The sequence below is a fragment of the Paracoccus sp. R12_2 genome, assembly GCF_017744015.1.
Taxonomy (GTDB): domain Bacteria; phylum Pseudomonadota; class Alphaproteobacteria; order Rhodobacterales; family Rhodobacteraceae; genus Paracoccus.
Window position 1 is genome coordinate 51,494 of the sequence record NZ_JAGHRA010000015.1, and the last position, 25,747, is coordinate 77,240.

The window sequence follows — 25,747 nt, forward strand, 5'->3', positions numbered from 1 at the left end:
CATGAAGGGGTGTCGGCCCCGTGACTCGGGCGACGTGCTTGCCTATACGGACCGGGACAGGTGTTAAATGGTTCGAAAAGATGCAGATTGAGCAGACTTCCCTGCCCGGCGTGCTGGTCATCACACCGGCAAGACACGGCGATGATCGCGGGTTCTTTTCCGAAAGCTGGAATCGCAAGGCCCTGGCAGCGGCCGGTGTGGACATGCCCGAGTTCGTTCAGGACAATCATTCGATGTCGCGTCAGGCGGGAACATTGCGGGGGCTTCATTACCAGGCGCCGCCCCATGCACAGGGCAAGCTGGTGCGCTGCGGGCGCGGGCGGCTTTTCGATGTGGCTGTGGATGCGCGGCGCGGCAGCCCGACCTATGGCGAATGGGTTGGCGCGGAACTGTCGTTCGAGAACGGCCGGCAACTGTGGATCCCTGCGGGTTTTCTGCACGGCTTCGTCACGCAGGAACCGGACACGGAAATCATCTATAAATGCACCGCATATTATGATCGCGACAGCGACGGCGCTGTGGCATGGGACAGTCTTGGGATCGATTGGGGCGTGACCGCGCCGATCCTGTCGGGCAAGGACCGTGCCGCGCCGGGCTTCGCGGAATGGAATTCTCCTTTCGTTCATGAAGGTGACGCATGAAAATTCTTGTGACGGGCGGGGCGGGGTTCATCGGTTCCGCGGTGGTGCGCCTTGCGGTTCAGCGTGGCTTTGACGTCGTGAATCTGGACGCGCTGACCTATGCGGCGAACCTGTCCAACGTCGCGCCTGTGGCCGGCAGCCCGCGCTATAGCTTTGAGCATGCGGATATTCGCGACCGCGCCGCGCTGGACCGGATCCTGGCGCAGCATCGACCCGATGCGGTGATGCACCTCGCCGCCGAAAGCCATGTCGACCGTTCCATCGACGGGCCGGGCGAATTCGTCGAGACGAACGTGATCGGCACCTTCAACATGCTGGAAACGGCGCGGGCCTATTGGGTGCGCGAAGGTCGCCCCCAGACATTTCGGTTCCACCATATCTCGACCGACGAGGTATTCGGTTCGCTTGGCAAGACCGGGCAGTTCACCGAAGATACGCCCTATGACCCGCGCAGCCCCTATTCGGCCAGCAAGGCGGGGTCGGATCATCTGGTCCGTGCGTGGCACGAAACCTACGGCTTGCCGGTTGTGCTGACCAACTGTTCCAACAATTACGGCCCCTATCATTTCCCCGAGAAGCTGGTCCCGGTGGTGATCCTCAGGGCGCTGGCTGGTGAGACGATCCCGGTCTATGGCGACGGTGGTAACGTCCGCGACTGGCTGTATGTCGAGGATCATGCCGACGCCCTGTTGCTGGTGCTTGCGAAGGGGAAGATCGGGCGCAGCTACAATATCGGCGGCGAGAACGAGGCGACGAATATCGATCTTGTGCGCACGATCTGCGCACATATGGATGAACTGCATCCTACCGGCGCCGCGCATGATCGGCTGATCTCGTTCGTGCCCGACCGTCCCGGTCACGATCGTCGCTATGCGATTGATCCGACGCGGATCCGGGATGAGCTGGGCTGGCGCCCGTCGGTCACCGTTGACGAGGGGCTGCGCCGCACCGTCGCCTGGTATCTGGACAATCGGGACTGGTGGCAGCCGCTGCTGTCGCGCGATGGCGTTGGTCGGCGGCTGGGGACCGCGTGATGCAGGGATTGCTGGTCTTTGGCCGGACCGGGCAGGTCGCGCGGGAACTGGCAGAACGTGCGCCGGGGGCCGTTTTCCTGGGCCGCGATGACGCCGATCTGACCGATCCTGATGCCTGCGCGCAGGCGCTGCGTTCTGCCGCCCCGCGCCTTGTGATCAACGCTGCCGCCTATACCGCGGTGGATCGTGCCGAGGCCGAGGCCGAGGCCGCGCATCTGGTCAACGCATTGGCGCCCGCTGCGATTGCGCGTGCGGCGGCCGGTCTTGGCGTGCCGCTGTTGCATGTCTCGACCGATTATGTCTTCGACGGCAGCGGCGACGCCCCACGGACCGAGGATGCGGCGACCGCACCGCTTGGGGTCTATGGCTCCACCAAGCTTGCGGGCGAAAATGGCGTGATCGATGCCGGGGGGCAGTCGGCCATCCTTCGGACATCCTGGGTGTTCTCGGCTCATGGCGGGAATTTCGTGAAGACCATGCTTCGGCTTGGTGCCGAACGTGACGAACTGGGCATCGTTGCGGATCAGGTGGGCGGGCCGACCGCCGCCGCCGACATCGCCGATGCGCTTCTTGCGATGGGCAAGGCGATGCTGGCGAAACCCGAGCGTCGGGGCATCTATCACTTTTCAGGGACGCCGGACGCAAGCTGGGCCGATCTTGCGGTCGAGATCTTCGCCCAGGCGGGGTTGGCCTGCAATGTGCGACGCATCGCCACGTCGGAATATCCGACTCCGGCGCGGCGCCCGTTGAATTCGCGGCTGGATTGCGGTGCCATCGCCCGCGATTTCGGTATCACGCGCCCGGATTGGCGCAAGGGGCTGGCCGAGGTGCTGGCAAGGCTGGAGCAGGACAGATGACACAGCGCAAAGGCATCATTCTGGCGGGCGGGTCCGGCACCCGGCTGTATCCGATCACCATGGGCGTGTCGAAGCAGCTTCTGCCGCTATATGACAAGCCGATGATCTACTATCCGATCACCGTGCTGATGCTGGCCGGCATACGCGAGATCGCGATCATCACCACCCCCGAGGATCAGGCCCAGTTCCAGCGGCTTCTGGGCGATGGCGACCAATGGGGGCTGCGTTTCGAATGGATCATCCAGCCGTCGCCCGACGGGCTTGCGCAGGCCTATCTTCTGGCCGAGGATTTCCTGGCCGGCGCACCGTCCGCGATGGTACTTGGCGACAATATTTTCTTTGGCCACGGCTTGCCGCTGTTGATGGCGGCGGCCGATGCGCGGGATACGGGCGGGACTGTCTTCGGCTATCGCGTCAGCGACCCCGAACGCTACGGGGTGGTCGATTTCGATCCGCAGGGACGCGCGCGGGCGATCGTCGAAAAGCCCGCCAAGCCTCCGTCCCACTATGCGGTGACGGGTTTGTATTTCCTTGACGGCACCGCCCCCAAGCGTGCTGCGCAGGTCAAGCCATCGGATCGCGGCGAGCTTGAAATCACGACGTTGCTGGAAAGCTATCTGGCGGATGGCGAACTGACGGTCGAAAAGATGGGGCGCGGTTTCGCGTGGCTGGACACCGGCACCCATGCCAGCCTTCTTGATGCAGGGAACTTCGTCAGGACTTTGGAAAACCGGCAGGGCCTGCAGACCGGCTGCCCGGAAGAGATCGCGTTCGAAGCCGGATGGATCGATGCGGATCAGCTTCGCGACCGCGCCGCGAAATTTTCGAAGAACGCCTATGGCAAGTATCTGCTGAATTTGCTCGACTGATCGGCGGCTGGCCGGCCCGTTCGCGGCATGTCTGCCAGAACCATGGCGACAAGGGACTTTCACGGCAGTCCTGCTGCGGATAGGAACGCAGCCGGTCGGCGTGTCTGCGCAGTCCTGGGAAGTCAGTCCAAACAAGAGAACGCCGTGAGCCAGCCAGACCCTACCAGACCCAGAATTGCGGCGATCGTCGTCACCTTCAACAGGCGGGCGCATCTGCAGAAAACACTGGCGCGGCTATTGGCCGAGCCGCTGGATCACGTGGTCGTCGTCGACAACGGATCATCAGACGGCAGTCGGGAATGGCTTGCCGCGCAGGATGATCCAAGACTTCAAGTGATCGAGATGCCGCATAACGGTGGCGGGGCGCTTGGCTTCGAGACCGGGATGCGCAAGGCGCAGGCGCGCTTCGATCCGGATTGGTATCTGCTGATGGACGATGACGCGCGTCCGCAGACAGGCGCGATCGCCGAATTCAGACAAGGGCTGGAACTGGATCGCTGGGGGGATGCCGACGCGCTTGCCGCAGCGGTGCGTTTTCCCGACGGCCGCATCTGCGAGATGAACCGCCCATGGGTCAACCCCTTCAAGAGCATCTCGGTCTTCTTGCGCGTGATCGCAGGTGGCGGACGCGCCGCATTCCACATCCCGGATGCGGCTTACGCGACGGATCAACCCAGGGTGTTGGACGGCACGTCCTTCGTCGGGTTCTTCGTCGCGCGCGCGGGCGTGCGGCGTGCGGGATTCCCGGACGGGCGTCTGTTCATTTATGGCGACGATGTCCTGTACACGCTTGGGCTGACCCAGTCGGGCGGAAAGCTGCTGTTCGCCCCCGAGCTGCGGTTCGAACATGAATGCGGGGTTCAGACGGCCGGCGCGATGCTGCGGCCGCTCTGGAAGACCTACTACCATCACCGTAATCTCTGGTTCGTCTATCGTCGCACGGCGGGGCGGATGCTGTTCCCGTTTCTGATCGCGGCGATGGTTCCCAAATGGCTGGCGAAGGGCAGATCGCTGCCCCCACCCGAGCGTGCCGTCTGCCGGCGCCTGATCCGTCTGGCGATAACGGACGCCTTCCGCGGCAATCTTCGGCGCGACCATCCCGAGATTCTGGCGATTGCCGATTCGGCAACTGCGGCCGGCAACACCGGCGATCAGGAAATGTCGCGGCAGGACTGACGGACCGTCCGGTTTGCCACCAAACCTTCGGACGCGGTGCGGGTGTCGGGCAGGCCGTTCAACCCTGCTGTCTGGCGATATCCTCGATCAGCACCTTGTCGACAGAAAGCTCGGTCGCGTCCTGCGCCGCCTTCAAAAGTCCTTCACGCATCACGCGCAGTCTGGCCTCGGCGGTGAAGTTCCCGTCGAAGGCGCCCGTATTGGCCAGCACCATCAGCTGTCGCAGCAATGCATCGCGCAGCCGGTGTTCCTGTTGCTTCATCGCTTCCAGATCGGCTTCGGTCGTCTCGACGGTCAATGTCATGATCATCATCGCGCCCATATCGCCATTGCGCATCATGGGCACGAAAAATTGCGATGGAAACGTGAACCAGGCCGCAGCGCCGGGGTCGCCGCCATGTCCGTCGCCCTCATGCCCGCCCCCGCCATGCGCATCCTCAGAGTGACCGGTATCGGTAGAGCCATGTGCCGCGGTAGTCGCCGTTGCATCCGCTGCGCTTGATCCGTCTGCGTGCGCACCTTCTGCGTCTGCCGTGGCTGCGGGCCTCAGCATGTCGCCGCCGATGCTGCCCGCGGCAAGCGCCAGGACGGGGATCAGCATGATCAGGATTTTCTTCATTCCGCGCACCTCAATAGGGAAGCAGGATATCGGCGATCTGCTGGCCGTATCGCGGCTGCTGAACATCCGTGATCTGACCTCGACCGCCATAGGAAATGCGGGCGCCTGCGATCCTGTCATATTCGATTTCGTTGTTGCGGTCGATGTCGCCCGGCCGTACGAAGCCGGATACCGTCAGTTCGCGCAATTCATAGTTCACGCGGACCTCTTGCATGCCCTGTATCTGCAATGTGCCGTTCGGCAGGCGCTCGATGACCGTGGCGGCGACACGCAGAGTCAGCTTGTCACGGCGCGTGATGTTGCCGCTTCCCTTGTAGGTCGATGATGACGAGGCGTCTGCGAGGTCGTCGAAGCTTGCGCCTTCCGGCAGCTTGTCGGCAAGCCGCTGGGGAATCCCGATCATTTGCGGCATGCTGACCTCGTCTCCGGCCGCGCGCGACCGACCCGAACTGTTGCTGATTTCCGCGCGGTCGTCGATCTCGATCACCACGGTCAGGATGTCGCCGCGTGTCGAGGCGCGCCGGTCGCTGATCAGCGACGAGGTTGTGCCGGCCCACAGCGACGCCGCTGCTTCGGGACGGCCCGAATCGACCGGAATGTCCAGCGGCGGATTGGTCATGGCGATGAATTCCTCGCTGTTGCGCGGAGAACTGAGCGTGGGTGCCTGGCCGACATTGGCAACCCGAGAGCAGGCACCCAACGCCAGGACAAGACAAAGAAGATGTGTGGATTTCATGCGGTATTCCTTGTCTTTCTACTGTCAGCGACCGGCCAGAAGGCTGCCGTCGGGCATCACGCGGGCGGTGATCGTGCTGCGGGAATCCAGATTCATCACCCGGACCAGATCGCCGGCGGCGCCGTCGCCAAGGACCCGTCCCTCGGCCTCGATGCGCAGCGGTCCGCGCAGAAACGACAGGCGTACCAATTGATTGCGGCTGACCAGCCTGGGGGCCTGCAACAGGTTGGCGTGGATCGGCCGGCCTTCGTAAATGGTGATGCGTGTCTGCAATCCGATCGCCTGCGACGGATCGCTGAGACCCGAACGCGCGCTGTCTATGGCGCGCAGGTCGGCTGCGGAAATGACCGTGCCGGCGGGCAGGGTGCGGGCCGCCGCCAGAGTCCCGGCCTGGGCCGAGACGGGTAGCAGCAGCAACAGGGCAAGGGCGCGGATCATCAACGCACCTGCGTGGTCGCGCCAAGCATCTGGTCGGCGGCGGTAATGACCTTGGCGTTCAGTTCATAACCGCGCTGCGCCTTGATCAGCTCGGTGATCTCTCGCACCGCATCGACCGAGCTTTCTTCAAGGTAGCCCTGCCGCAGCGTGCCCAGACCCTCCTGTCCGGGATTGGCGACCTGCGCCGCGCCCGATGCGGCGGTTTCCAGAAACAGGTTCGACCCGATCGCTTCCAGCCCTTTTTCGTTGGAAAAGCTGGCAAGCGTGAACTGGCCCAGCAACTCGGGTTCGACCCGGTCGTTGAAATAGGCATAGACCTCGCCGCCGGCATTGATCGAGATTGACCGGGCGTCGTCGGGAATGGTGATGCCGGGCACCACCGGATAGCCGTCCGAGGTCACGATCTGCCCTTCGGCCGATCTTTTCAGCCCGCCGTCGCGTGTATATCCCGACAGACCGGAAGGAAGCGTCACCTCCAGATAGCCATCGCCGTCGATCGCCATGTCCAGATCGCCTCCGGTCTGGCTCAGCGATCCCTGTTGCAGATTGATGCTGACCGCGCTGGGTCGGACGCCCAGTCCCAGTTGAACGCCGGCGGGGATCACGGTGCCGTCGGCCGCCGTCACGGTGCCGGGGCGAGTCGCCTGCTGATAATGCAGGTCGGCGAACTCGGCCCGCCGCGCATTGAAGCCTGTTGTCGACATGTTGGCGAGGTTGTTCGAGATGACCTCGACGCGGGTTTGCTGGGCGCTCATGCCGGTCGCGGCAATCTGAAGGGCTCTCATGGTTTTTCCTCTCAGCGGGTCATGGATGTGATCGCGTTGCGGATCCGCTGATCCTCGCGGTCAAGGAAGGATTGGCCCAGCTCGTAGGCGCGCTGGACCTCGATCATGCGGGTGATTTCGAAAACGGCATCCACGTTGGATTCCTCCAGGAAACCCTGGCGGATACTCGCGTCCTCGACCGGCTCGGGGTCGCCGTCGATGGCGAAGCCGGTGCCTCCGTCATGAGTGATCTGCGCGCCTTCCGGTGGAGCAAAGACGCCGATGCGGCCGAAATTGATGCCGTTTGCCGACAGCGTGCCATCGGCACCAACGCCGACCTTGCTGGCGCCCGCCGGAATGATGATAGGCGCCTGGCCTTCGTCCAGCAGGCGATGGCCGTCCGCGTTCATCAGTTCGCCTTCCGGCGACGGCATGAAGGCCCCGGCGCGTGTCAGGCGCGGTCCCTCCGGTGTTTCCAGCATGAAGAAACCGTCGCCCTCGAGCGCCAGATCGAACGTGCCGTTGGTCTGCGTCAGTACGCCCTGATCCAGATCGACAAGCCGGCCGCGGGCATGCGCCATGGATAACGTGTCGCCTTGTCGATCAAGGGCGGACAGGTGTTCGGCGAAGATCACGCCTTCGCGGCGAAAGCCGGTCGTATTTGCGTTGGCAATGTTGTTTGCGACCACGCGCATTTCGTTCATCAATCCGGATTGCCGGGTCAGCGCCGCGTAGATCGCGTTGTCCATGGTTCAGCTTCCCGCGATCAGGGGGATGATCTGACCGACATAGAAATCGGACAGGGCGGTGGTCATGAAGCTCATGGTGACCCAGAAGACCACCAGCATCAGCCCGACCTTGGGAACGAATGTCAGGGTCATTTCCTGCACCGAGGTCAATGCCTGGAAAAGTCCGATGACGACCCCCGCAACCAATGCCACACCCAGCATCGGGGCCGAGATCCGGACAGAGATCAGCAAGGCCTGGCGCAGCATGTCGAACAGAAGAGTTTCGCTCATGGCTCAGACCGGCATCCGCAGGATTTCCTGATAGGCCTCGACGACCTTGTCGCGGATCGCGACCACGGTCTCCATCGCCAGCTGGGATTCGGCGATTGTCTGGACCAGTTGGTGGGTGTCGGTCTGGCCGGTCATCGCGTCGGTCGACACCGCGTCGACCTGGGCCATCTGGGCGGCAAAGTCCTGGGCCGCCTCGCCCAGTTTCGCGACCGAAGTGGGGGCGGCGGCCAGGTCGGGTTGAACCGCGCTGCGCGCGGCGTTGTAGGCATTGGCGGCATTGATTGCAGTGATCATGAAAAATCCTTTCAGCGACGCAGAATATCCAGAAGGGACGCGCCCATCTGTCTGGTCTGTTCGAACATCTTCAGATTGGCTTCGTAGCTGCGCCCGGCCTCGCGGGAATCCGCGATTTCGATGACCAGGTTCACATTCGACCCCAAATAATATCCCTGCTCATCGGCCATGGGGTGGGACGGATCATAGATCCGTGGCAGTTCGGTGCGGTCGAGGATGGTTTTCGAGACTTCGACGGTGCCGCTGGGACGACCGAATCCCACAGCCTCCTCGAAGGCGACCAGTTTTCGGCGATACCCCGGCGTGTCTGCGTTCGCGACGTTCTCGGCCACGCGACGCAGCCGTTCGGCCTGGGCCTGCATGCCGGACGCGGACAGTCGAAGGGGGGATACGGGTTCTGCCATGAATACCTCCCTCAGGCCCGCCGGCCGATGCTGGTCCGCATCAGGTCGAGGGCCGAGCGATAGATCCCAAGCGACAATTCGTGCTCGCGCTTGAGTTCGGCTGCCTTCAGCATTTCGGCCTCCAGCGAGACAGAATTGCCGTTGGGCGAGACTCCGGTCTCGGTCTGAGCGACACGAAGTTCGGCGGGTGACCATGTCGGGACGGGCAGATGCCGGGGGCTTGTGGTCCGAATTGCCGCAAGGTCGTCGCGGCGGCGATAGCTGTCCTCGAACGGCTGCAGATCCTGTGCCTTGAAGCCAGGGGTGTCGGCATTGGCGATATTCCTGGCGACGATGGTCTGTCGTTCGGTCACATGCTGACCCATTGCGCGGGCCATTCGCATCATTTCGATCTTCTCAAACATGAGGCTTCTCCTCATTGGCGATAACCGGGTCTTAACTCCGAATGGTTTAGAAACCGTTTCGGAAGCACGAGTTCGGCTCAGGCAGGAGAAGCGCGAAATGGATAAACTTGAATCGATCGCCCACCGCATAAGGCATTTGCGGCTGGCGCAGCATTTCGGCCGCGTGCAGTCCATTCGCGGCGGCCTGATCCGCGTCGAGGGGTTGAACGGTCGCGCGTCGGTCGGCGACAGGGTAATGATTTCATTGCAGGAAAGCGGCGTGGCAGGCGAGATCGTGGGCCTTGCGCCGCGTCATGCCGAGGTGCTGCCCGAAGGCCATCCCGAAGGGTTGTCCGTCGGCGCCGAGGTCGAGTTGCTGTTCGCGCCGACGATTTCGCCCTGCGACGCCTGGATCGGCCGAATCATCGATCCGTTGGGGCAGCCTTTGGACGGCCGGGCGTTGCCGAAAGGAATCGAGCCGCGTCCGTTCAGGTGCGAGGCACCGCCGGCCGTTGGCCGCAAGCGGCTTGGCTCGCGGCTGCCGACCGGGTTCGCGGTGTTCGACACGCTGCTGCCGCTGGTCGCGGGGCAACGGATCGGCCTGTTCGCGGGATCCGGCGTGGGCAAATCGACGCTTCTGTCGGGCCTGGCGCGTGGGGTGCAGGCCGATGTGGTGGTCATCGCGATGATCGGAGAGCGCGGGCGCGAACTGCGCGAATTCGTGGACAAGACACTGGGCCCCGAGGGGATGGCGCGCGCGGTCATCGTCACCGCGACATCCGATCGCTCGCCCCTGATCCGGCGGCGCTGTGCCTGGGCGGCGATGGCCGTTGCCGAACATTTCCGCGATCAGGGCAAGCATGTGCTGCTGCTGGCCGATTCGATCACCCGCTTTGCCGAAGCGCACCGCGAGATCGCGCTGGCCGCGGGCGAGCCGCCCAGTTATCGCGGGTTTCCTCCGTCGGTTTCGAACGTTGTCATGGCTCTTGCCGAGCGTGCCGGTCCCGGTCTTGAGGGGGGCGGAGACATTACGGGGATCTTCAGTGTGCTTGTGGCAGGCTCTGACATGGAAGAACCCGTGGCCGACATTCTGCGGGGCACGCTGGATGGGCATGTCGTCTTGGAACGCAGCATCGCCGAACGCGGGCGCTTTCCCGCCATCGATGTCGTTCGATCGGTGTCGCGCTCGCTGCCCGATGCGGCGAGCGCGGACGAGAACGGTCTGATCGCCCGCGCCCGCGCCGCCTTGGGGTCGTATGCTGAATCGGAACTGATGATCCGCGCCGGCCTGTATGCGCCCGGAACCGATCCGCGCCTGGACGAGGCCGTGAAGCTGTATCCGCAACTGGACGATTTCGTGACCCGTCGCAGTGAATCTCTCCAGCAGAGTTTTATGGAACTGGCGGACGCCTTGCGTGTTCCGGCACGGACAATGGCCGGCGTGCGCAGCGCGTGAATCGCATCAGCGCGAAGCTGCTTGGCTTAATGAATGTTAGAAGGGAGTTTCGGGCCATTGCGTCCGATTCGACGATTTGCAACTGTCTCGCAGCCAATGGAAAGGAGGGCGGGATGGCGATTACGGACTATTTTATCCGCTATCTTCAACGGCGTGATACGCTGTCCGAGGCTGACTTGTCCCGTCTGCGCAGCTTGCGTACCGAGCATGTTTCATTCGCGCCGGGCGAGGTGATCGTGCCGGTGGAACGCATCGCCGCAAGAAGCTGCATGATGTTGCGGGGATTGTCGGCACGGTCCCATCAGCTTGTCGGCCGCCCCGAGGAACGGGTCATCACGGCGCTGCATGTTCCCGGCGACTTCGTGGATCTGCATGGTTTCGTGCTGGCCGGGCTTGAACATTCTGTCATTGCCGTCGGCCCCGCCGAGGTCGAGTTCGTCAGCCATGATCAGTTGACCGAGATTACGGAAAATTTCCCTCATCTCACGCGCATGATGTGGATGGCGACGCTGATCGATGCAGCCGTGCATCGGCAATGGCTGGTGGCTGCGGCATCCTTGCGATCCAGCGCGCATCTAGCGCATCTTCTGTGCGAGATCTACACACGGCTGAACGCAGTCGGCGCGGCCGCAGACAATCGCTTTTCATTGCCGCTGCTGCAGCGCGAACTGGCGGATATCCTGGGCTATTCCCCGATTCACGTGAACCGCGCGGTGCGTGATTTGCGCGACCGCGGCCTGATCCGCTGGTCGGGTGCGGATGTGACCATTCTTGACTGGCAAGGGCTGGCAACGCTGTCGCGGTTCGATCCGACTTATCTGGACATGGAAAAGATGCGCCGCTGATCTTACTGGCACAGTCGCCAGCCACTGCGCCGGGAGGCCAGATCCAGATGAAGATGGTTGGCATGGGCGGCGTTCGCGCCCGGCCCAAGAACGGTCGTGAAGAACAGGCAGGCTGCCCCCCGAACCGCACGCTGAAAGGCTTCTTCTGTGCCGCCACTGTCTTCGCGGGGCGCGACGTCCAGCAGATCGCGGTCGGCGAAGGTGAAACCCATGATGTCGATCGCGTTGCCCAAGGCATGTTCGGACAGGTCGGGACGGTCCTTGCCGGTTCCGACGCGGGCGCGGCAGGCATAGGTCGTGCCAAGCCGAAGGCCGGTGACGCGCGGCGCGCCGGGCAACGCGGCTGCGGCCGGTCGCAGGAAATCGCGCGCCCAGAAACCCAGGGCGCGTGCAGTGTCGCAGCGCATCTCGGCGCCGCCCTCCAGTTCCAGGTCAGGCAGGATGTGCGTCACCCGGATCGGACGCGCGATGCCGCAATCGCGATCCTGCGGGTCAGTGATGGCCGGGCGGTCCTCGTATCGCGTTCCAAGCATCGTCAACGCCAGCCGACAGGCCGCCTCTTCTCCGTCGCTTTCGCGCAGCACGAACCATCTTGGCGGAGGTGGTGGCCCGAAGGCCTGTTCAGCTTTCGGACTGTCGGGTTCAGCGCCGTCGTTTTCACCATCACTTTTCGCGATTTCGTCAGGCCGCTCGGTACTGGCAGGTTTCTCGGGCGGACGCGTGTCGTCGGCCCTGTCGAGCGGCAATTCGGTTTGGGGTTCAGTGGCTTCGGGCGGGCGGTCCTGCGCGATGGCCGCCGTGGTGATCAGGCAAAAGGCGGCGATGGTCAGCAGGTATGTTCTCACGGCTGTTCATCCAGTGGCGGCACCACGAACCCGTCGGGCAGGGCGCCCGACAATGCATCGCTTAGCGGGTCGGCAGCGGACGGTTCGGCCAGGGCGTCGGCTTCCGCTTCCGAGGTGTTTTCGATGACGCGACCGCTGATCGATTCCGCGGCGGGATCTGGAAAATCCAGAACTTCTGTCGCGGCTGCGTTGGCGGGGGTCGGACTGGCGGTCTCGGCCTCGCTGATGGGGGCGGATGCCGCCTGATCCAGCGGCTCAGAGGTGGTGACGGGCGCGGCGGGTCGCAACCCCGTCGCCTCGGCGATGGTCATGCCCGTCGGAAGGAATTCGACCGCCGTCACCCCGGTCTTCACCATTCCCGCCAGTTCGCGCGCATCCCAGTTGGTCAGCCGGACGCAGCCATGCGACTGGTTGTGGAACAGCCTTGACGGTGTCGCTGTGCCGTGGATCCCGTAGCTGGGCTTGGACAGATCGATCCACACAGAACCCACTGGCCCGTTCGGACCGGGGGGCACGATCAGCGCCTTGTCATTGTCGCCCTGCTTGAAATTGCGGGCGGGATTGTAGGTATAGTTCGGGTTCAACGCGACGGTCACGACATGGTGGCTGCCCGATGGCGAGGGGGTCGCATCGGATCCGATCGTCGCCGGATAATCCACGATCATCCTGCCCTTGGCGTCATAGGCCGCCACGCGCCGCGTGGCCTTGTCCACGATGATGCGCGTCACCTGTCCCCGGGCGGGACTGGCCGGGTTGGTGACCTTGATCGTCGCGCCGGGTTCCAGCACGACCCCCGGGTTGAGGACGGCGATGAATTTCTCGTCCATGTGGAACCGTTCGCCCAGTTTCTCGGCGATGCTGGTAAAGCCCTGCGAAGACATCTTCGCCTTCTCGGCATAATCGGACGGGATCGATGCGACCAGATCCTGTGCGTCCTCAGGGGTGATCGTGTAATCCATGGTGATCGGCTGATGCGCAAAGCTTTGCAGCAGGTTCCACACATGCGGGTCCATAATCCCGTCCATGGGCAGCCCGGAACGTCGTTCGAACGCCATGATGGCGCTTTGGCTCATGCCGCCCTTGAAACCGTCGATCACCCCCGGTGACGTGCCGGACCGATCCAGAAGAACCTGGACCTTCGCCGTCAGTGCCGAGCGGCCGGATGGAAGGTCGCCGCCGTCATAGCCCGCCGATTCCAGTTGCGCGGCGGTGATGATGGATGGCGACATGTCTGTCTGGCTTTGCGACAGCGCGATCTGCGCTGTCATCGGCAATGCAACCGCCCCCGCAAGGGAAAGAACAGGAAACAGGCGGGTCAGGCGGCGCGGCATCGGGATCTCCGTCTTGGGTCTGGGCAGCATCGTGTGATCGAGGGGAAACCGCCAGATATCCTGCTGGTCACAATCGGGTCAATTCCCAGTTGAATTCCGCATAGCGGAATTTTAGCCTGCTGTGTGAAACAATCACGTGGGATGCCGCTGATCAGATGTGCGTGCAGGAGGCGATCTGACATGGATCCAGCAAACATCGGCGTTGCCTTGCTGATCCTGACCCTTTCGCTGCTGGCGCTGCGCGTGCCTTTGGCGCTGGTCCTTGGTGGCGTCGGGGCGGTCGGCACGTTTCTGATACATGCGACAAGCGGCGGCGGGATCTTCGACGTGGCCATGAACTGGACCGGGCCGACCCTGCTGTCCACGGCGCTGGATCTGCCTCGCGCGGGTGACCTTGCGATCGTGCCGCTGGTGATCCTGCTTGGAAATATCGCCTTCTACGCCGGTATCGCCACGCGCATCTATGACGCCGCCGCGATCTGGTTGCGACCCCTGCGTGGCGGTTTGGCAATGGCGGCGGTCGTGGGATGCGGGGGATTTTCTGCGATCTCGGGGTCCTCGGTCGCCTGCGCCTCGACGATGGGTCGCATCTGCGCACCCGAGATGTTGCGCCTGGGCTACGATCCAAGGCTTGCGACCGCATCCGTCGCCGTGGGTGGGACGCTGGGATCGCTGATCCCGCCGTCAGTCCTGTTCATCCTGTTCGGCATCTTTACCGAGACGTCGATCGCCCGGCTGTTTCTGGCGGGCGTCCTGCCAGGCTTGCTGTCTTTGGCGGGGATGATGGCGGTCGTCGCCTGGTGGGTCGGACAGAATCCCAAGGACGCGCCGCCCGGCACCGTGGACAAGGCCAGCCGGATCGACGCTGCTCTGGCGATCTGGCCGGCGCTGCTGCTGTTCGCAATGATCGTCGGTGGAATCCTTCTGGGATTTTCGGCGACCGCTGCCGTGGCGGCCTGTGTCATGCTGACTCTGGTGATCGGGTTCACCCAAAGTCGCCTGACAGCCGACGTGCTGTGGCAGGCGATCCGGGAAAGCCTTTTGCAGAGCGCCGCGATCCTGGTGATCGTTGTCGCGGCAAAGGTCTTTTTCGGTTTCGTGATCCTGACGGGCCTGCCGGACGCGGCACTGGGGTGGGCCCAGGATGCCGCCCTGTCCTATTTCGTCATGATTGCCGTCGTGATCATCACCTATCTGATCCTGGGGATGTTCCTTGAACCGATCGCGATACTGATCCTGACATTGCCGTTCCTGCTGCCGCTGGTCGAAGCGTATGGCATGGATCCGATCTGGTTCGGGGTGATCGTGGTCAAGCTTCTGGAGATCGGTCTGATCACCCCGCCGGTCGGCCTGAACGTGTTCGTCATCGGAAACGTGACGCGTGACGTGGGGATTGACCGAATATTCGCCGGTGTCTCGCGGTTCCTGGCCATCGACGTTCTTGTTCTGCTGATCCTGATCCTGTTTCCGATCATTTCGACCATTCTGGCGGGCGCGATGTGACCATGGTCAGCATGCATGGACCTGATGATGAACATGACCGGAACTTCGCCACCACGCTGGCGCGGGGTCTGTCGGTTCTGCGCGCATTCCGCGCGGGCGACGACGGTCTGACCAACGCGCAGATCGCCGAAAGGACCGGACTGCCGAAATCGACCGTGTCGCGCCTGACCTTCACGCTTGGGCGCCTTGGTTATCTGACGCGGCCACAGCGGAACGAACGCTATCGCCCCGGCCCCACATTGCTGGCTTTGGGGCATGTCGCCGCGTCATCCTTGTCGTTTCTGGATGTGGCGCAGCCGATGATGCAGGCGCTGGCGGACGAGACCGGAACACTGGTTCTGTTCGCCGTGCGCGACCGCGACAAGGTCGCGTTGGTCCGAACATGGCGGCCACGGCACGCGGCGTCGATCTGGCTCGAGGTGGGGCACAGGTTGCCGGTCGGAGGCTCGTCTTCGGGTCTTGCGATCTTGTCGGCGACGACGGGCGAGGAATTCGCGGCCTTGTTGCAGGACCGCCCGCCCGAGGTCGCGGATGGCAGTGCGCTGGCGGATCTGCGGCGCGAGGGGCATGGGCAGTTGATGGCGAACGGCTATGCGGTCATTCGCAGGGAATTGCGCCACACGGCGAATGTCTCGGCGGTGTCGGTGCCGTTCAGATCATCGCGTCTTGCGGGGCCGGTGTCGTTTTCCTGCGGCGCGCTGGATGATGTCCTGCCGGAGGCAAGGATTAATGAGCATGTGGGCCGAAGGCTGCGTGAAACCGTCCAGCAGTTGCAGGGCCTGATCGGGCAGAATGCTTCACCCGCGTGGACCGGAACGCTGGACGACGAAGGAGGACTGGCATGATCGTCGACTATCAACGCGAGGGCGTCATCGGCGTCATCACCATCGACAACCCACCGGTAAACGCGACATCGCAAGGGGTGCGTGCCGGACTGATGGACGCGCTTGCGGCGCTGCATGCAGACGCCGGGGCGCAGGCGGCCGTGATCCTGTGTGCGGGGAGGACATGGGTCGCAGGGGCGGATATCACCGAATTCGGCAAGCCGCCCATGACGCCGCATCTGCCCGATGTCATCGACCTGATAGAGGCCTCGGGAAAACCCGTTGTCGCCGCGATCCACGGCACCGCACTGGGCGGCGGGCTGGAGATCGCACTGGGTGCACATGCGCGCATCGCCACGCCCGACGCCAGGCTTGGCCTGCCCGAGGTGACGCTGGGTCTGATGCCGGGCGCCGGCGGCACGCAGCGGCTGCCGCGCCTGATCGGCCTTGCGGCGTCGCTGGACATCATAACTTCGGCACGGCAGGTCGGCGCTGCCGAGGCGTTGAAGATCGGGCTGGTGGATCGGCTTGCAACCGGGGATCTGACGCGGACCGCGATGGAACTTGCCCGTGAACTGGCCGGGCAACAGCCGCGGCGCACAAGCGAGATTCCTGCCCCCACGGTCGATGCGGCGCTGGTGGACAGCATCAAGGCAAGGCTGGCCGCGACAGCGCCGGGGCAAGTGGCGCGGCCGCGCGCGGTCGATGCGATGATCGAAGGTTTGGCGCTTCCGTTCGATCAGGGCATGGCGCAAGAGCGCGCGAAATTCATGGAACTGATGGACACCCCGCAGCGCGCTGCGTTGATCCATGCCTTTTTCGCCGAACGCGCCGTGACGAACCTGCCCGATCTGAAGGGTGTTCCTGCGCGCGCCATTGACCGGATCGGGGTGATCGGCGGCGGCACGATGGGCGCGGGCATTGCCGTGTCCGCGCTGCTGGCGGATCTGGATGTGACGCTGGTCGAACGCGATGCCGAGGCCGCAGAACGGGCTGCGGCCGGTGTCGACAGGATGCTGGAAGGTTCGGTCAGGCGCGGCAAGCTGACGTCCGACCGGCGCGATGCGATCCTGTCGGAAAGTTTCCGGGCCGTCGGCGACTATGAGGCGCTGTCCGACGCGGATCTGATCGTCGAGGCGGTCTTCGAGAAGATGGAGGTCAAGGAACAGGTCTTCGCCGGCCTTGATGCCGTGGCCAGGCCGGGGGCGGTGCTGGCCACGAACACATCCTATCTGGACGTGAACCGCATCGCGCAGGCGACAGGTCGGCCGCAGGATGTGATCGGCCTGCATTTCTTTTCGCCCGCCCATGTCATGCGGTTGCTTGAGGTCGTGGTGGCCGACAGGACGGCACCCGACGTGGTGGCGACCGGGTTCGCGCTGGCCAGAAAGCTGAAGAAGATCGCCGTCCGCGCGGGTGTCTGCGACGGGTTCATCGGCAACCGGATTCTGGCCCACTATCGTGCGGCTGCCGACGCCATGGTGCTGGACGGGGCGTCACCCTATCAGATCGACCGGGCGCTGACCGAATTCGGATTCGCGATGGGCCCTTATGCGGTATCGGATCTTGCCGGCCTGGATATCGGTTACCTGACCCGTCAGCGAATGGCCGCGGAACGTCATCCGCGTGACCGTGTGCCGGTCTTTGCGGACCGCCTGTTCCAGCTGGGGCGCCTGGGCCGCAAGTCCGGGCGCGGCTATTACATCTATGACGACAAAGACCCGAAGGGCCGCGAAGATCCAGAACTTGCAGGCTTGCTGGATCAGGTTCGCGCGGATCTGGGGATCGTGCCGCGCGATTTCGACGACGCCGAGATCGTTGCCCGCTACATGGCGGCGATGGTGAACGAGGGCGCGCGCGTCATTGGCGACGGGATTGCTGCTCGTCCTCTGGATGTCGATGTGGTGCTGCTGAACGGCTATGGATTTCCGCGATGGCGGGGCGGTCCGATGCACTGGGCGGACGCGCAGGGACTGCCCTGCATCGCCGCCGATATCGAGCGATTTGCCAGACAGGACGACCATTTTTGGCATCTCGCGCCCTTGCTGCGCGATCTGGCCGCCAAGGGCGGCCGCTTCGGTGACCTGAACCAGCGGAGTGTCGTGTGAAACAGCCGGTCATCGTCTCGACCGCCCGCACAGCCATCGGCAAGGCCGGGCGCGGCGCCTTCAACATGACCCACGGGGCGGTGATGGCCGGACATGTCGCGCGGGCGGTGGTGGATCGTGCGGGCATAGATCCGGCGCTGATCGAGGACAGCATCTGGGGATGCGGCTACCCCGAATATGTCACAGGCGGCAACATCGCCAGGCAAGCCGTGATCCGCGCGGGTCTTCCGGACTGTATCGCGGGCACGACGGTCAACCGATTTTGTGCCTCGGGGCTGCAGGCATTGGCGATGGGCGCGCATATGGTTGCGTCCGAAGGTGCGGGCGCTGTGCTGGTCGGCGGGGTCGAAAGTATTTCGATGGTCCAGCCGCCGGTGCGCAATTCGCGCGAAGCCTGGATCGAGGAACATCGCCCCGATCTGTATATGCCGATGATCGAGACGGCGGACATCGTGGCACATCGCTATGGCATCAGTCGGGCGGCGCAGGACGATTATGCCGTGCAGTCGCAGGCCCGGACCGCAGCCGCGCAGGCGGCAGGTTACTTCGATGACGAAATCGTGCCGATCACCGTGACGAAGATGGTGACAGACAAGCATTCGGGGACGACGCACCGGGAAGATGTGACGATCTGCGACGATGAGGGCAACCGCCCCGGCACCACGTTGCAGGCGCTGTCGCGGTTGGAACCGGTTCGCGGCGAAGGCCAGTATGTCACAGCGGGCAATGCCTCGCAGCTTTCCGACGGCGCAGCCGCGCTTTTGGTGATGGATCAGGATCTTGCGGCGGCGCAGGGGCTGACACCCCTTGGCGCGTTTCGCGGCTTTGCCGTCGCCGGCTGTGCGCCCGATGAAATGGGGATCGGCCCGGTCCTCGCGGTGCCACGCCTGCTGAAGCGCGCCGGACTGCGGATCGACGATATCGACCTGTGGGAACTGAACGAGGCGTTCGCCAGCCAGTGCCTTTATTGCCGCGATCGCCTGGGAATCGATCCGGCAAGATGCAACGTCAACGGCGGGGCTATCTCGATCGGTCATCCATTCGGCATGACCGGCGCACGGACCGCCGGTCACATTCTGCGCGAAGGTCGCAGACGGGGCGCGAGATGGGGTGTCGTGACGATGTGCGTGGGCGGCGGGCAGGGCGCCGCCGGTTTGCTGGAAATATTCTGACCGGCCGGGCGATTGATCGTCCCGGCCGGGTCAGTGCCTGCTTCGGCGCCTGCCGGTCGTTCAGTCTTCGGAGACCAGCCTGTGCCGCGGCGGATAGAACTGCCGCGAAAACGAAACCGGGGCCACATCGCTCCAGTTGATACGCTCGACCGTCAGAACCGGGGTGCCGTTCTCGACCCTCAGGTTGTGGGCGCAATCGCCCGAGGCCCCTTCGGCGAGGATCGAAAACCGTCCACGCGTCAGCGGGACGTTGCGGGCCAGCCATTCATGGGCAGGTTGATTCCTGACATCCTCGATCGTTATCGTCGGCAATGATCGCGGATTCAGCCAGATGGCCTCGCAGCAATGCGGTTGGCCGTCAGCAAGATACTGGGCCTTGATCAGGATCAGATCTTCGCTTGCCGCAACCTGCAGGGCACGCATGGCGGCCTCGGTCGGCTTCGACTGGCCATAGCTGGTCATGCGATAATCGTATTCAGCGCCAAGGGCTTCGATCTCGTCTCTGACTATCGGCATTTCAAGCGTGGTGCGACGCGACGGGGTCGATGTCACGCGGGTGCCGACCTTCCGGCGCCGTTCGACGATGCCGCTGTCGGCAAGCTCGCGCAGCGCCCGATTGACGGTCGCGCGCGCGCAGCCAAGCTGAACGGCAAGCTGCTGTTCGGTGGGGATCAATTCGCCGGGCGCCCATTCCCGTGTCCGGATACGCTCCAGAACCTCGGAACGGACCGATTGCCAGGTATTCATGCGTCGTGATCCACGCTCGATGCCGGCGGGTCGCAGGGAACGAGCGACCATACTGGGTAACTTTGTCATGATGGGTGCAAACTCGGAATCGTTATGTTTTTTATTAATCTTATTAAAGCGCAGTAAGGAAACCTGTCGAAATAGGCATATTATGCGTAATAGGCGAAAAACCTGTTCTTAAAGATAAGAAACTAGCGTCAGAGTTGTGAGGAATGAATATTTTCAATCATTTTCTGATCTGCTAATTGCATGATGTGCAAGAGCGTGGATCGAAGGGCGCTGCGATGAAACAGGAACACCGGATGACGCCGGACCGGCCGGCCCTCATAACCCACGCGCAGGGTGCGGTCGCCGGGCCGGTCTGGCCGATCCTGCTGGCGATCAGTCTTTGCCACATGGTCAACGATGTCATGCAATCGATGCTGGCAGCAATCTATCCCCTGCTTCGGGCCGAATTTTCGTTGAGCTATGCCCAGATCGGGGTGATGACCTTCGCCTTTCAGGTGACCGCATCGCTGTTGCAGCCGCTGATCGGGGCGGCCACCGACCGGCATCCGCAGCCGCGGTCTTTGCCCTTCGGCATGGCCTCGACCTTCTGCGGTGTGCTGCTATTGGCGTTCGCGCCGCAATATGGCTGGCTTCTGGCCGGTGCGATGCTGATCGGCATCGGGTCCGCGGTGTTCCATCCCGAAAGCTCGCGCGTTGCGCGGCTGGCCTCGGGCGGCCGATACGGCACCGCGCAATCGCTGTTCCAGCTTGGCGGCAATTTCGGGCAATCCATGGGCCCGTTGCTGGCGGCCTTCGTGGTCGTGCCGCTGGGACGTCCGGCCGTGGCCTGGTTCGCCGTCGCGGCGGCGCTGGGGTCGGCGCTGCTGTGGCATGTCGGAGGCTGGGCCGAAGGGCGGCGGCGCGCGCACGCAGCGCGACCCGACACCACGCTGAAGCTGCCGCGAGGGATCGTGATGCGGTCGATCACCGTGCTGGCAGTCCTGACCTTCACCAAGAATATCTATGGCGCCGCGATGACCAGCTATTTCACGTTCTTCACCATCGAGAAGTTCGGTCTGGGTCCGCAGGGCGCGCAGATCATGCTGTTCCTGTTCCTGGGCGGGATGGCCGCCGGGGTGATGCTGGGCGGGCTGGTCGGGGACCGGATCGGGCCGCTGCGGGTCATCTGGTTCTCGATCCTGGGCGTGCTGCCCTTCACGCTGGCGCTGCCGCATGTCGGATTGATTCCGACGGGGATCCTTTCGGTTGTCATCGGGCTGATCCTGGCGTCGGCGTTTCCGGCCATCGTGGTCTTCGCACAGGAATTGGTGCCAGGCCGCACCGGCGCCATTGCCGGGCTGTTCTTCGGCTTTTCGTTCGGGATGGGGGGGATCGCGGCTGCGGCGCTGGGGGTTCTGGCTGACGCGCGCGGGATCGAGTCGGTGTTTCTTCTTTGCTCGGTTCTGCCCGCGCTTGGCGTGCTGACCGTGTTCCTGCCGCGCATGGATCGCCGGTCGCCGGGATGACGCAAGCGCCGTTGTTCTTTCACATCAGTCCCGACTGGTGCGGCGAGGCGCGGTTGGCGCAGATGTTCCAGCTGAACGGTCATGAGGCATTGGACGGGGAACGGGGCGCGCTGGCCAGCGAGATCCTGTTCTGCGAGGCGCGCGATCAGACCCCGCTGGCGCGCTGGCCCCGGGTGCGGTTGTTCACAGGTCTTTATCGCACCGCTCCTTTCTGGCGCCCGCCGCTGGAGGCCTGGCGCAGCTTCGACTTTCTGCGATCGCGGTTTCCGCATGCCTATTTCATCCTGACGACACGCGAAATCGACGGCTGGCTTGTCGATCGGCTGACGCGTGCCAACCGGGCCGCCGCGCGCTGCTATGCCCATCACCGGGATGTGCCCGAAGGCGATCTGCCACAGATCTGGGAAGCTGATTGGCACGCGCATCTGGGCGCGGTCGAGGCATGTTTCGGTGCCGATCCCCGACTGATCCGCATCGACCTGGAGGCCGAAGATCCGCAATCGGTCTGCCGTCGCCTGTCGGCGCTGTTGCCGATGGATGTCGCGCCGCCGGACCGCGATTGGTTCCCCCCAGCCGACCCGTGGTCAGGAAAAGCTGTGATGGCGGCGTTCGAGACCGACGCGTCGGCTGCCGTGCCGGATCCAGACTATGTCGAGGATGTGGCGAGTTTCTGTCTGCGTGGGCTTTCGCCCGATGACAGTGGCCGCAAAGGCGTGTCGCGGCATTACTGCGAATGGGACGGAGAGGGGATAATTCTGGATCATCTGGACCAGACCCGCCAGATCGCCATCCGATCGCTGCCGGGCGATCCCGGGCGGCGCAATGCTGCGGTTTCTCGCCCCGATCAGCATTTCAAGCTGCTGCGCGCCGAAGGTGTGGTTAACGATGCTCTGCGACTTGGGCGTGCCATGCGGCTGCGGATCGACATGGAGGATTCGCGCTGGATGGGCTCACCCCAGGGGCAGGCATTGGGGGTTCCGGTGCTGGGCCATTGCCGTCGCGAGGGGGCGCGCAACGTCGTGCTGTGGCCGCTGCCGGATCAGCATCAGATCGGCATGCCGGGGTTTGACCGTGCCGCTGCGCCCGACCGCCTTCCGTTCGACGACAAGCTGGACCGGGTGGTGTGGCGCGGCATGATTTCCGGCAGCGAGATGCGTGACGGGGTCCGTCCGGGTGCCGGCTCGCATGTGCATCTTGCGCGACTGGCCCAGGCAGGACAGGATCCTGCGGCGCGCGACGCCGCCTGGCAGGATCTCTGCCGCACATCGCGCCTGAACTTCGTGCGGCGCTGGTTCGGCCATCCGGACTTCAATCTGGGTATCGTCATGGCCTGGAGCATGCGTGACTTGTCCGAGGATCCGCTTCTTGCGCCTTATTGCGACACGCGGCGCGGTCCGGGATTTTTCCGGCAGTTCCGCTATCAGCTTTGCCTGACGGGTTTCGATCACGGGTCGAACTTCATTCCGATGATCGACAGCCAGTCGGTGCTTCTGGCCGAACAGGATGGCTGGGAAGTGTTCTATTCCGGTCGCTTCAAACCGTGGAAACACTTTATTCCTGTGGCGCGGTATTGCGGCGATATCCTGGAAAAACTGGCATGGGCGCGCGAAAATCCCAACAAATGCAAAGAGATGTCGGCTGCTGCGCGCGCCGAGGTCGCCATGCTGCGCGATGCGCCCACACGCCGCGCGATCCTGTCACGCATTCTCGACGGACTGGCGGCGTCGCGCTAGGTTTCGTCAAGGGAGGATCCGTCCATGACAACCATTCGCGCGGTGCCGATCACAGCCGATGACTTCGCCCCGTTCGGCGAACTGCTGACGGCCCGGCCGATGCCTGACAAGATGATCAACGAGGGTCGCTGCGAACGGCATCATGCACTTGCCACGGTTCAGCGTGGCGGGGGCGAGGCGATCATCTCGATCTTCCGGTCGCAGCCGGTCAGCCTGCCTTATGAATGCGGGCTGCTGGAACGCCATCCGTTGGGATCGCAGGCGTTCATGCCGCTGGGGCCCGATGCCTGGCTGTCCGTGGTGGCACATGACGAAGCGGGCCGCCCCGGCCATCCTGTTGCCTTTCTTGTGCCTCCCGGCATGGGCATCAACCTGAATGCGGGTGTCTGGCATGGGGTGCTGACCCCGCTGGATCGCGCGGCGGATTTTCTGGTGGTGGATCGAGAGGGTGATGGCGTGAACCTAGAGGAGATCCGCATTCCGCCCGTCATGATTACCGCATGAATCTTCCCGATGACAGTTTCGAACGACTGGCCTGGGCACGCGGTGCGCGGATCGTGGCCGGCGTGGACGAGGTTGGCCGGGGCCCGCTTGCGGGTCCGGTGACCGCGGCGGCGGTGGTACTGGACCCAAGCAATGTTCCCGAAGGGCTGAACGATTCCAAACAGCTGACCGGCAAGCGGCGTGAAGCCCTGGCGGCACGGATCATGGCGCAAAGTCACTGGTCCGTGGCCCATGTCGAGGTGGCCGATATCGACCGGCTCAATATCTATCATGCCAGTCATCTGGCGATGTGCCGCGCGGTCGCCGGGCTGCTCCATGTACCTTGTCACGTCCTGGTCGACGGCAATCGGGTGCCCAAAGATCTGGGCCGCCCGGCCGAGGCCATCATCAAGGGCGACGCGCGCAGCATCAGCATCGCGGCGGCATCTATCCTAGCCAAGGTGTTGCGCGATCGCATCATGGTGGATTTGGCGCAACAGCATCCCGGCTATGGCTGGGATGTGAATGCGGGCTATCCGACGCCAGCCCACAAGCAGGCCCTGCTAGATCTGGGGGTGACCCCTCATCATAGGCGTTCGTTCCGGCCCATCCACAACATCTTGTGTAAAGATGGTTCTGCAAGTCTTTGATTCAAAAAAGAAATTGACGCCGAATCGGGTCTGAATCATCTTTGTCCTCATACCAGACCGGCCAAAGTCGGCTTCCCCACGAGGCAGAGATGACGAAGATCAAAGAACAACGCGCGGCCACCGCGCGGCCCTTGCCGCTGAACCAGATTCTGGCGGGTGATTGCATCGAGATCATGAATTCGCTTCCCGAAGGAAGCGTGGACCTGATCTTCGCCGATCCTCCTTACAACCTGCAATTGCGGGGCGATCTGCTTCGCCCGGACAATTCGAAGGTTGATGCCTGCGACGACGAATGGGACCAGTTCGCGGGCTTCGCCGCTTATGACAGCTTTACCCGTGACTGGCTGGCCGCCGCGCGCCGTATCCTGAAGCCGCATGGCGCGATCTGGGTGATCGGCAGCTATCACAACATCTTCCGCGTCGGCGCGGAACTGCAGAACCAAGGTTACTGGATCATGAACGACGTGATCTGGCGCAAATCGAACCCGATGCCGAATTTCCGGGGCAAGCGCCTGACCAACGCTCATGAGACGATGATCTGGGCCGCGAAATCGGACGCCTCGAAATACACGTTCAACTACGAGGCGCTGAAATCCCTGAATGAAGGGGTTCAGATGCGGTCCGACTGGGTCATCCCGATCTGCAACGGCGGCGAACGGCTGAAGGACGGAAAGGGCGAAAAGGCCCATCCGACCCAGAAACCCGAAGCATTGTTGCACCGGGTCATCGTCGGTACCACCAATCCGGGCGATGTGATCCTTGATCCGTTCTTCGGCACCGGCACAACGGGCGCTGTTGCCAAGATGCTGGGCCGCGATTTCATCGGCATAGAACGCGAGGCCGCCTATCGTGAGGTGGCCGAGCAGCGTCTTGCCCGGATTCGCCGTTTCGATGTTGAGGCGATCGCCACCACCAAGGCAAAGCGCGCCGAGCCGCGCGTTCCGTTCGGCCAGGTGATCGAACGCGGAATGCTGCGCCCGGGCGAGGAACTGTATTCCATCGGCAGCCGGCACAAGGCGAAGGTGCGCGCCGATGGCAGCCTGATCGGCAACGACGTCAAGGGCAGCATCCACCAGGTCGGTGCCGCGCTGGAAGGTGCGCCGTCCTGCAACGGCTGGACTTACTGGCATTTCCGGCGCGAGGGCAAGATGATCCCGATCGACATCCTGCGCCAGCAGATCCGCGCCGAGATGGAGGGCGAGGTCTCGCGCCCGAACTGATCCCGTTTCAAGGTTTCGCCGCAGTCCCGCCGCCAACCGCGCGGCCGGGACCGCCTTGCCCCGCCATCGTCGCATGGCGGGG

28 protein-coding genes are annotated in these 25,747 nt (G+C 63.6%); 16 read left to right on the top strand and 12 right to left on the bottom strand.

All coding sequences use genetic code 11. The features are described 5' to 3' along the window. The first annotated feature begins 80 nt into the window (after positions 1-80). The 5 genes from rfbC to J7359_RS15870 all read left to right on the top strand — a co-directional run bounded on the left by rfbC (position 81) and on the right by J7359_RS15870 (position 4,577). Positions 81-641: a dTDP-4-dehydrorhamnose 3,5-epimerase gene (gene rfbC / locus J7359_RS15850; RefSeq protein ID WP_209058070.1), complete on the top strand. Its 561-nt coding sequence runs from the start codon at positions 81-83 to the stop codon at positions 639-641. Beyond that, positions 638-1,675, top strand: coding sequence for a dTDP-glucose 4,6-dehydratase (gene rfbB / locus J7359_RS15855; RefSeq protein WP_209058072.1), 1,038 nt, complete (start codon positions 638-640; stop codon positions 1,673-1,675). The genes rfbC and rfbB overlap by 4 nt, the downstream gene beginning before the upstream one ends. Further along, on the top strand, positions 1,675-2,532 hold the full coding sequence (gene rfbD, locus J7359_RS15860; protein WP_209058074.1) for a dTDP-4-dehydrorhamnose reductase: 858 nt from the start codon (positions 1,675-1,677) through the stop codon (positions 2,530-2,532). Before rfbB ends, rfbD begins: the two co-directional genes overlap by 1 nt. After that, positions 2,529-3,401, top strand: a complete 873-nt coding sequence (gene rfbA / locus J7359_RS15865) for a glucose-1-phosphate thymidylyltransferase RfbA (protein ID WP_209058076.1) — start codon at positions 2,529-2,531, stop codon at positions 3,399-3,401. Before rfbD ends, rfbA begins: the two co-directional genes overlap by 4 nt. A 144-nt stretch (positions 3,402-3,545) precedes the next feature. Further along, positions 3,546-4,577, top strand: a complete 1,032-nt coding sequence (locus J7359_RS15870) for a glycosyltransferase (protein WP_348524402.1) — start codon at positions 3,546-3,548, stop codon at positions 4,575-4,577. Positions 4,578-4,635: 58 nt separating this feature from the next. Here the strand turns inward: J7359_RS15870 and J7359_RS15875 are convergent, their stop codons facing one another. Genes J7359_RS15875 through J7359_RS15915 form a run of 9 tightly spaced genes read right to left on the bottom strand, consistent with a single transcriptional unit; the run spans position 4,636 to position 9,255 of the window. Beyond that, complete coding sequence (locus J7359_RS15875) at positions 4,636-5,196, bottom strand: hypothetical protein (RefSeq protein ID WP_209058080.1); 561 nt, start codon at positions 5,194-5,196, stop codon at positions 4,636-4,638. A gap of 10 nt (positions 5,197-5,206) precedes the next feature. Further along, a complete protein-coding gene (gene flgH / locus J7359_RS15880; protein WP_209058082.1) occupies positions 5,207-5,932 on the bottom strand; it encodes a flagellar basal body L-ring protein FlgH in 726 nt (241 codons plus the stop codon). 24 nt (positions 5,933-5,956) lie between these two features. Then, positions 5,957-6,370 carry a flagellar basal body P-ring formation chaperone FlgA gene (gene flgA, locus J7359_RS15885; RefSeq protein WP_247740459.1) on the bottom strand — a complete coding sequence of 138 codons (414 nt, stop codon included), beginning with the start codon at positions 6,368-6,370 and terminating at the stop codon, positions 5,957-5,959. Next, positions 6,370-7,155: a flagellar basal-body rod protein FlgG gene (gene flgG / locus J7359_RS15890; RefSeq protein WP_209058084.1), complete on the bottom strand. Its 786-nt coding sequence runs from the start codon at positions 7,153-7,155 to the stop codon at positions 6,370-6,372. Before flgG ends, flgA begins: the two co-directional genes overlap by 1 nt. A gap of 11 nt (positions 7,156-7,166) precedes the next feature. Beyond that, complete coding sequence (locus J7359_RS15895; RefSeq protein WP_209058086.1) at positions 7,167-7,883, bottom strand: flagellar hook-basal body complex protein; 717 nt, start codon at positions 7,881-7,883, stop codon at positions 7,167-7,169. 3 nt (positions 7,884-7,886) lie between these two features. After that, positions 7,887-8,153 carry a flagellar biosynthetic protein FliQ gene (locus J7359_RS15900; RefSeq protein WP_209058088.1) on the bottom strand — a complete coding sequence of 89 codons (267 nt, stop codon included), beginning with the start codon at positions 8,151-8,153 and terminating at the stop codon, positions 7,887-7,889. 3 nt (positions 8,154-8,156) lie between these two features. Continuing rightward, the gene (gene fliE, locus J7359_RS15905) at positions 8,157-8,447 is read right to left on the bottom strand and encodes a flagellar hook-basal body complex protein FliE (RefSeq protein WP_209058089.1); all 291 of its coding nucleotides are present in this window, start codon (positions 8,445-8,447) and stop codon (positions 8,157-8,159) included. Between the two features lie 11 nt (positions 8,448-8,458). Continuing rightward, the gene (gene flgC / locus J7359_RS15910; RefSeq protein WP_209058090.1) at positions 8,459-8,851 is read right to left on the bottom strand and encodes a flagellar basal body rod protein FlgC; all 393 of its coding nucleotides are present in this window, start codon (positions 8,849-8,851) and stop codon (positions 8,459-8,461) included. Positions 8,852-8,862: 11 nt separating this feature from the next. Further along, a complete protein-coding gene (locus tag J7359_RS15915) occupies positions 8,863-9,255 on the bottom strand; it encodes a FlgB family protein (protein ID WP_209058091.1) in 393 nt (130 codons plus the stop codon). Positions 9,256-9,352: 97 nt separating this feature from the next. Between J7359_RS15915 and J7359_RS15920 the strand changes: the two genes are divergently transcribed. Then, positions 9,353-10,690, top strand: coding sequence for a FliI/YscN family ATPase (locus J7359_RS15920; protein ID WP_209058092.1), 1,338 nt, complete (start codon positions 9,353-9,355; stop codon positions 10,688-10,690). Positions 10,691-10,803: 113 nt separating this feature from the next. Beyond that, the gene (locus J7359_RS15925) at positions 10,804-11,535 is read left to right on the top strand and encodes a Crp/Fnr family transcriptional regulator (protein WP_209058093.1); all 732 of its coding nucleotides are present in this window, start codon (positions 10,804-10,806) and stop codon (positions 11,533-11,535) included. A gap of 2 nt (positions 11,536-11,537) precedes the next feature. Here J7359_RS15925 and J7359_RS20040 read toward each other — a convergent pair whose 3' ends face one another. Both J7359_RS20040 and J7359_RS15935 read right to left on the bottom strand, forming a co-directional pair. Then, entirely contained in the window at positions 11,538-12,380 is an 843-nt protein-coding gene (locus J7359_RS20040) for an extensin family protein (protein WP_209058094.1), read from the bottom strand. Then, complete coding sequence (locus J7359_RS15935; RefSeq protein ID WP_209058095.1) at positions 12,377-13,711, bottom strand: L,D-transpeptidase; 1,335 nt, start codon at positions 13,709-13,711, stop codon at positions 12,377-12,379. The genes J7359_RS20040 and J7359_RS15935 overlap by 4 nt, the downstream gene beginning before the upstream one ends. A gap of 180 nt (positions 13,712-13,891) precedes the next feature. Here J7359_RS15935 and J7359_RS15940 point away from each other — a divergent pair, with 180 nt between their 5' ends. The 4 genes from J7359_RS15940 to J7359_RS15955 are packed head-to-tail and all read left to right on the top strand — an operon-like array spanning position 13,892 to position 19,318. Then, entirely contained in the window at positions 13,892-15,214 is a 1,323-nt protein-coding gene (locus tag J7359_RS15940; protein ID WP_209058097.1) for a TRAP transporter large permease, read from the top strand. Positions 15,215-15,216: 2 nt separating this feature from the next. Further along, on the top strand, positions 15,217-16,059 hold the full coding sequence (locus tag J7359_RS15945; RefSeq protein ID WP_247740460.1) for an IclR family transcriptional regulator: 843 nt from the start codon (positions 15,217-15,219) through the stop codon (positions 16,057-16,059). After that, on the top strand, positions 16,056-18,146 hold the full coding sequence (locus tag J7359_RS15950) for a 3-hydroxyacyl-CoA dehydrogenase NAD-binding domain-containing protein (protein ID WP_209058099.1): 2,091 nt from the start codon (positions 16,056-16,058) through the stop codon (positions 18,144-18,146). The genes J7359_RS15945 and J7359_RS15950 overlap by 4 nt, the downstream gene beginning before the upstream one ends. Continuing rightward, positions 18,143-19,318, top strand: a complete 1,176-nt coding sequence (locus J7359_RS15955; RefSeq protein ID WP_209058101.1) for an acetyl-CoA C-acyltransferase — start codon at positions 18,143-18,145, stop codon at positions 19,316-19,318. Before J7359_RS15950 ends, J7359_RS15955 begins: the two co-directional genes overlap by 4 nt. A 60-nt stretch (positions 19,319-19,378) precedes the next feature. Here J7359_RS15955 and J7359_RS15960 read toward each other — a convergent pair whose 3' ends face one another. Next, positions 19,379-20,065 (bottom strand): GntR family transcriptional regulator, encoded by a 687-nt coding sequence (locus tag J7359_RS15960; RefSeq protein ID WP_209058103.1) that lies wholly within the window; start codon positions 20,063-20,065, stop codon positions 19,379-19,381. Positions 20,066-20,349: 284 nt separating this feature from the next. Here J7359_RS15960 and J7359_RS15965 point away from each other — a divergent pair, with 284 nt between their 5' ends. The 5 genes from J7359_RS15965 (at position 20,350) to J7359_RS15985 (ending at position 25,665) form a co-directional block, all read left to right on the top strand. Further along, positions 20,350-21,579, top strand: coding sequence for an MFS transporter (locus J7359_RS15965; RefSeq protein ID WP_247740461.1), 1,230 nt, complete (start codon positions 20,350-20,352; stop codon positions 21,577-21,579). Continuing rightward, positions 21,576-23,312, top strand: coding sequence for a glycosyl transferase family 90 (locus tag J7359_RS15970; RefSeq protein WP_209058105.1), 1,737 nt, complete (start codon positions 21,576-21,578; stop codon positions 23,310-23,312). Before J7359_RS15965 ends, J7359_RS15970 begins: the two co-directional genes overlap by 4 nt. 24 nt (positions 23,313-23,336) lie before the next feature. Next, positions 23,337-23,816 carry an ureidoglycolate lyase gene (locus J7359_RS15975; protein WP_209058107.1) on the top strand — a complete coding sequence of 160 codons (480 nt, stop codon included), beginning with the start codon at positions 23,337-23,339 and terminating at the stop codon, positions 23,814-23,816. Next, positions 23,813-24,445 carry a ribonuclease HII gene (locus tag J7359_RS15980; RefSeq protein ID WP_209058109.1) on the top strand — a complete coding sequence of 211 codons (633 nt, stop codon included), beginning with the start codon at positions 23,813-23,815 and terminating at the stop codon, positions 24,443-24,445. The genes J7359_RS15975 and J7359_RS15980 overlap by 4 nt, the downstream gene beginning before the upstream one ends. 89 nt (positions 24,446-24,534) lie before the next feature. Beyond that, positions 24,535-25,665 carry a site-specific DNA-methyltransferase gene (locus J7359_RS15985; RefSeq protein WP_209058111.1) on the top strand — a complete coding sequence of 377 codons (1,131 nt, stop codon included), beginning with the start codon at positions 24,535-24,537 and terminating at the stop codon, positions 25,663-25,665. Positions 25,666-25,747: the final 82 nt, after the last annotated feature.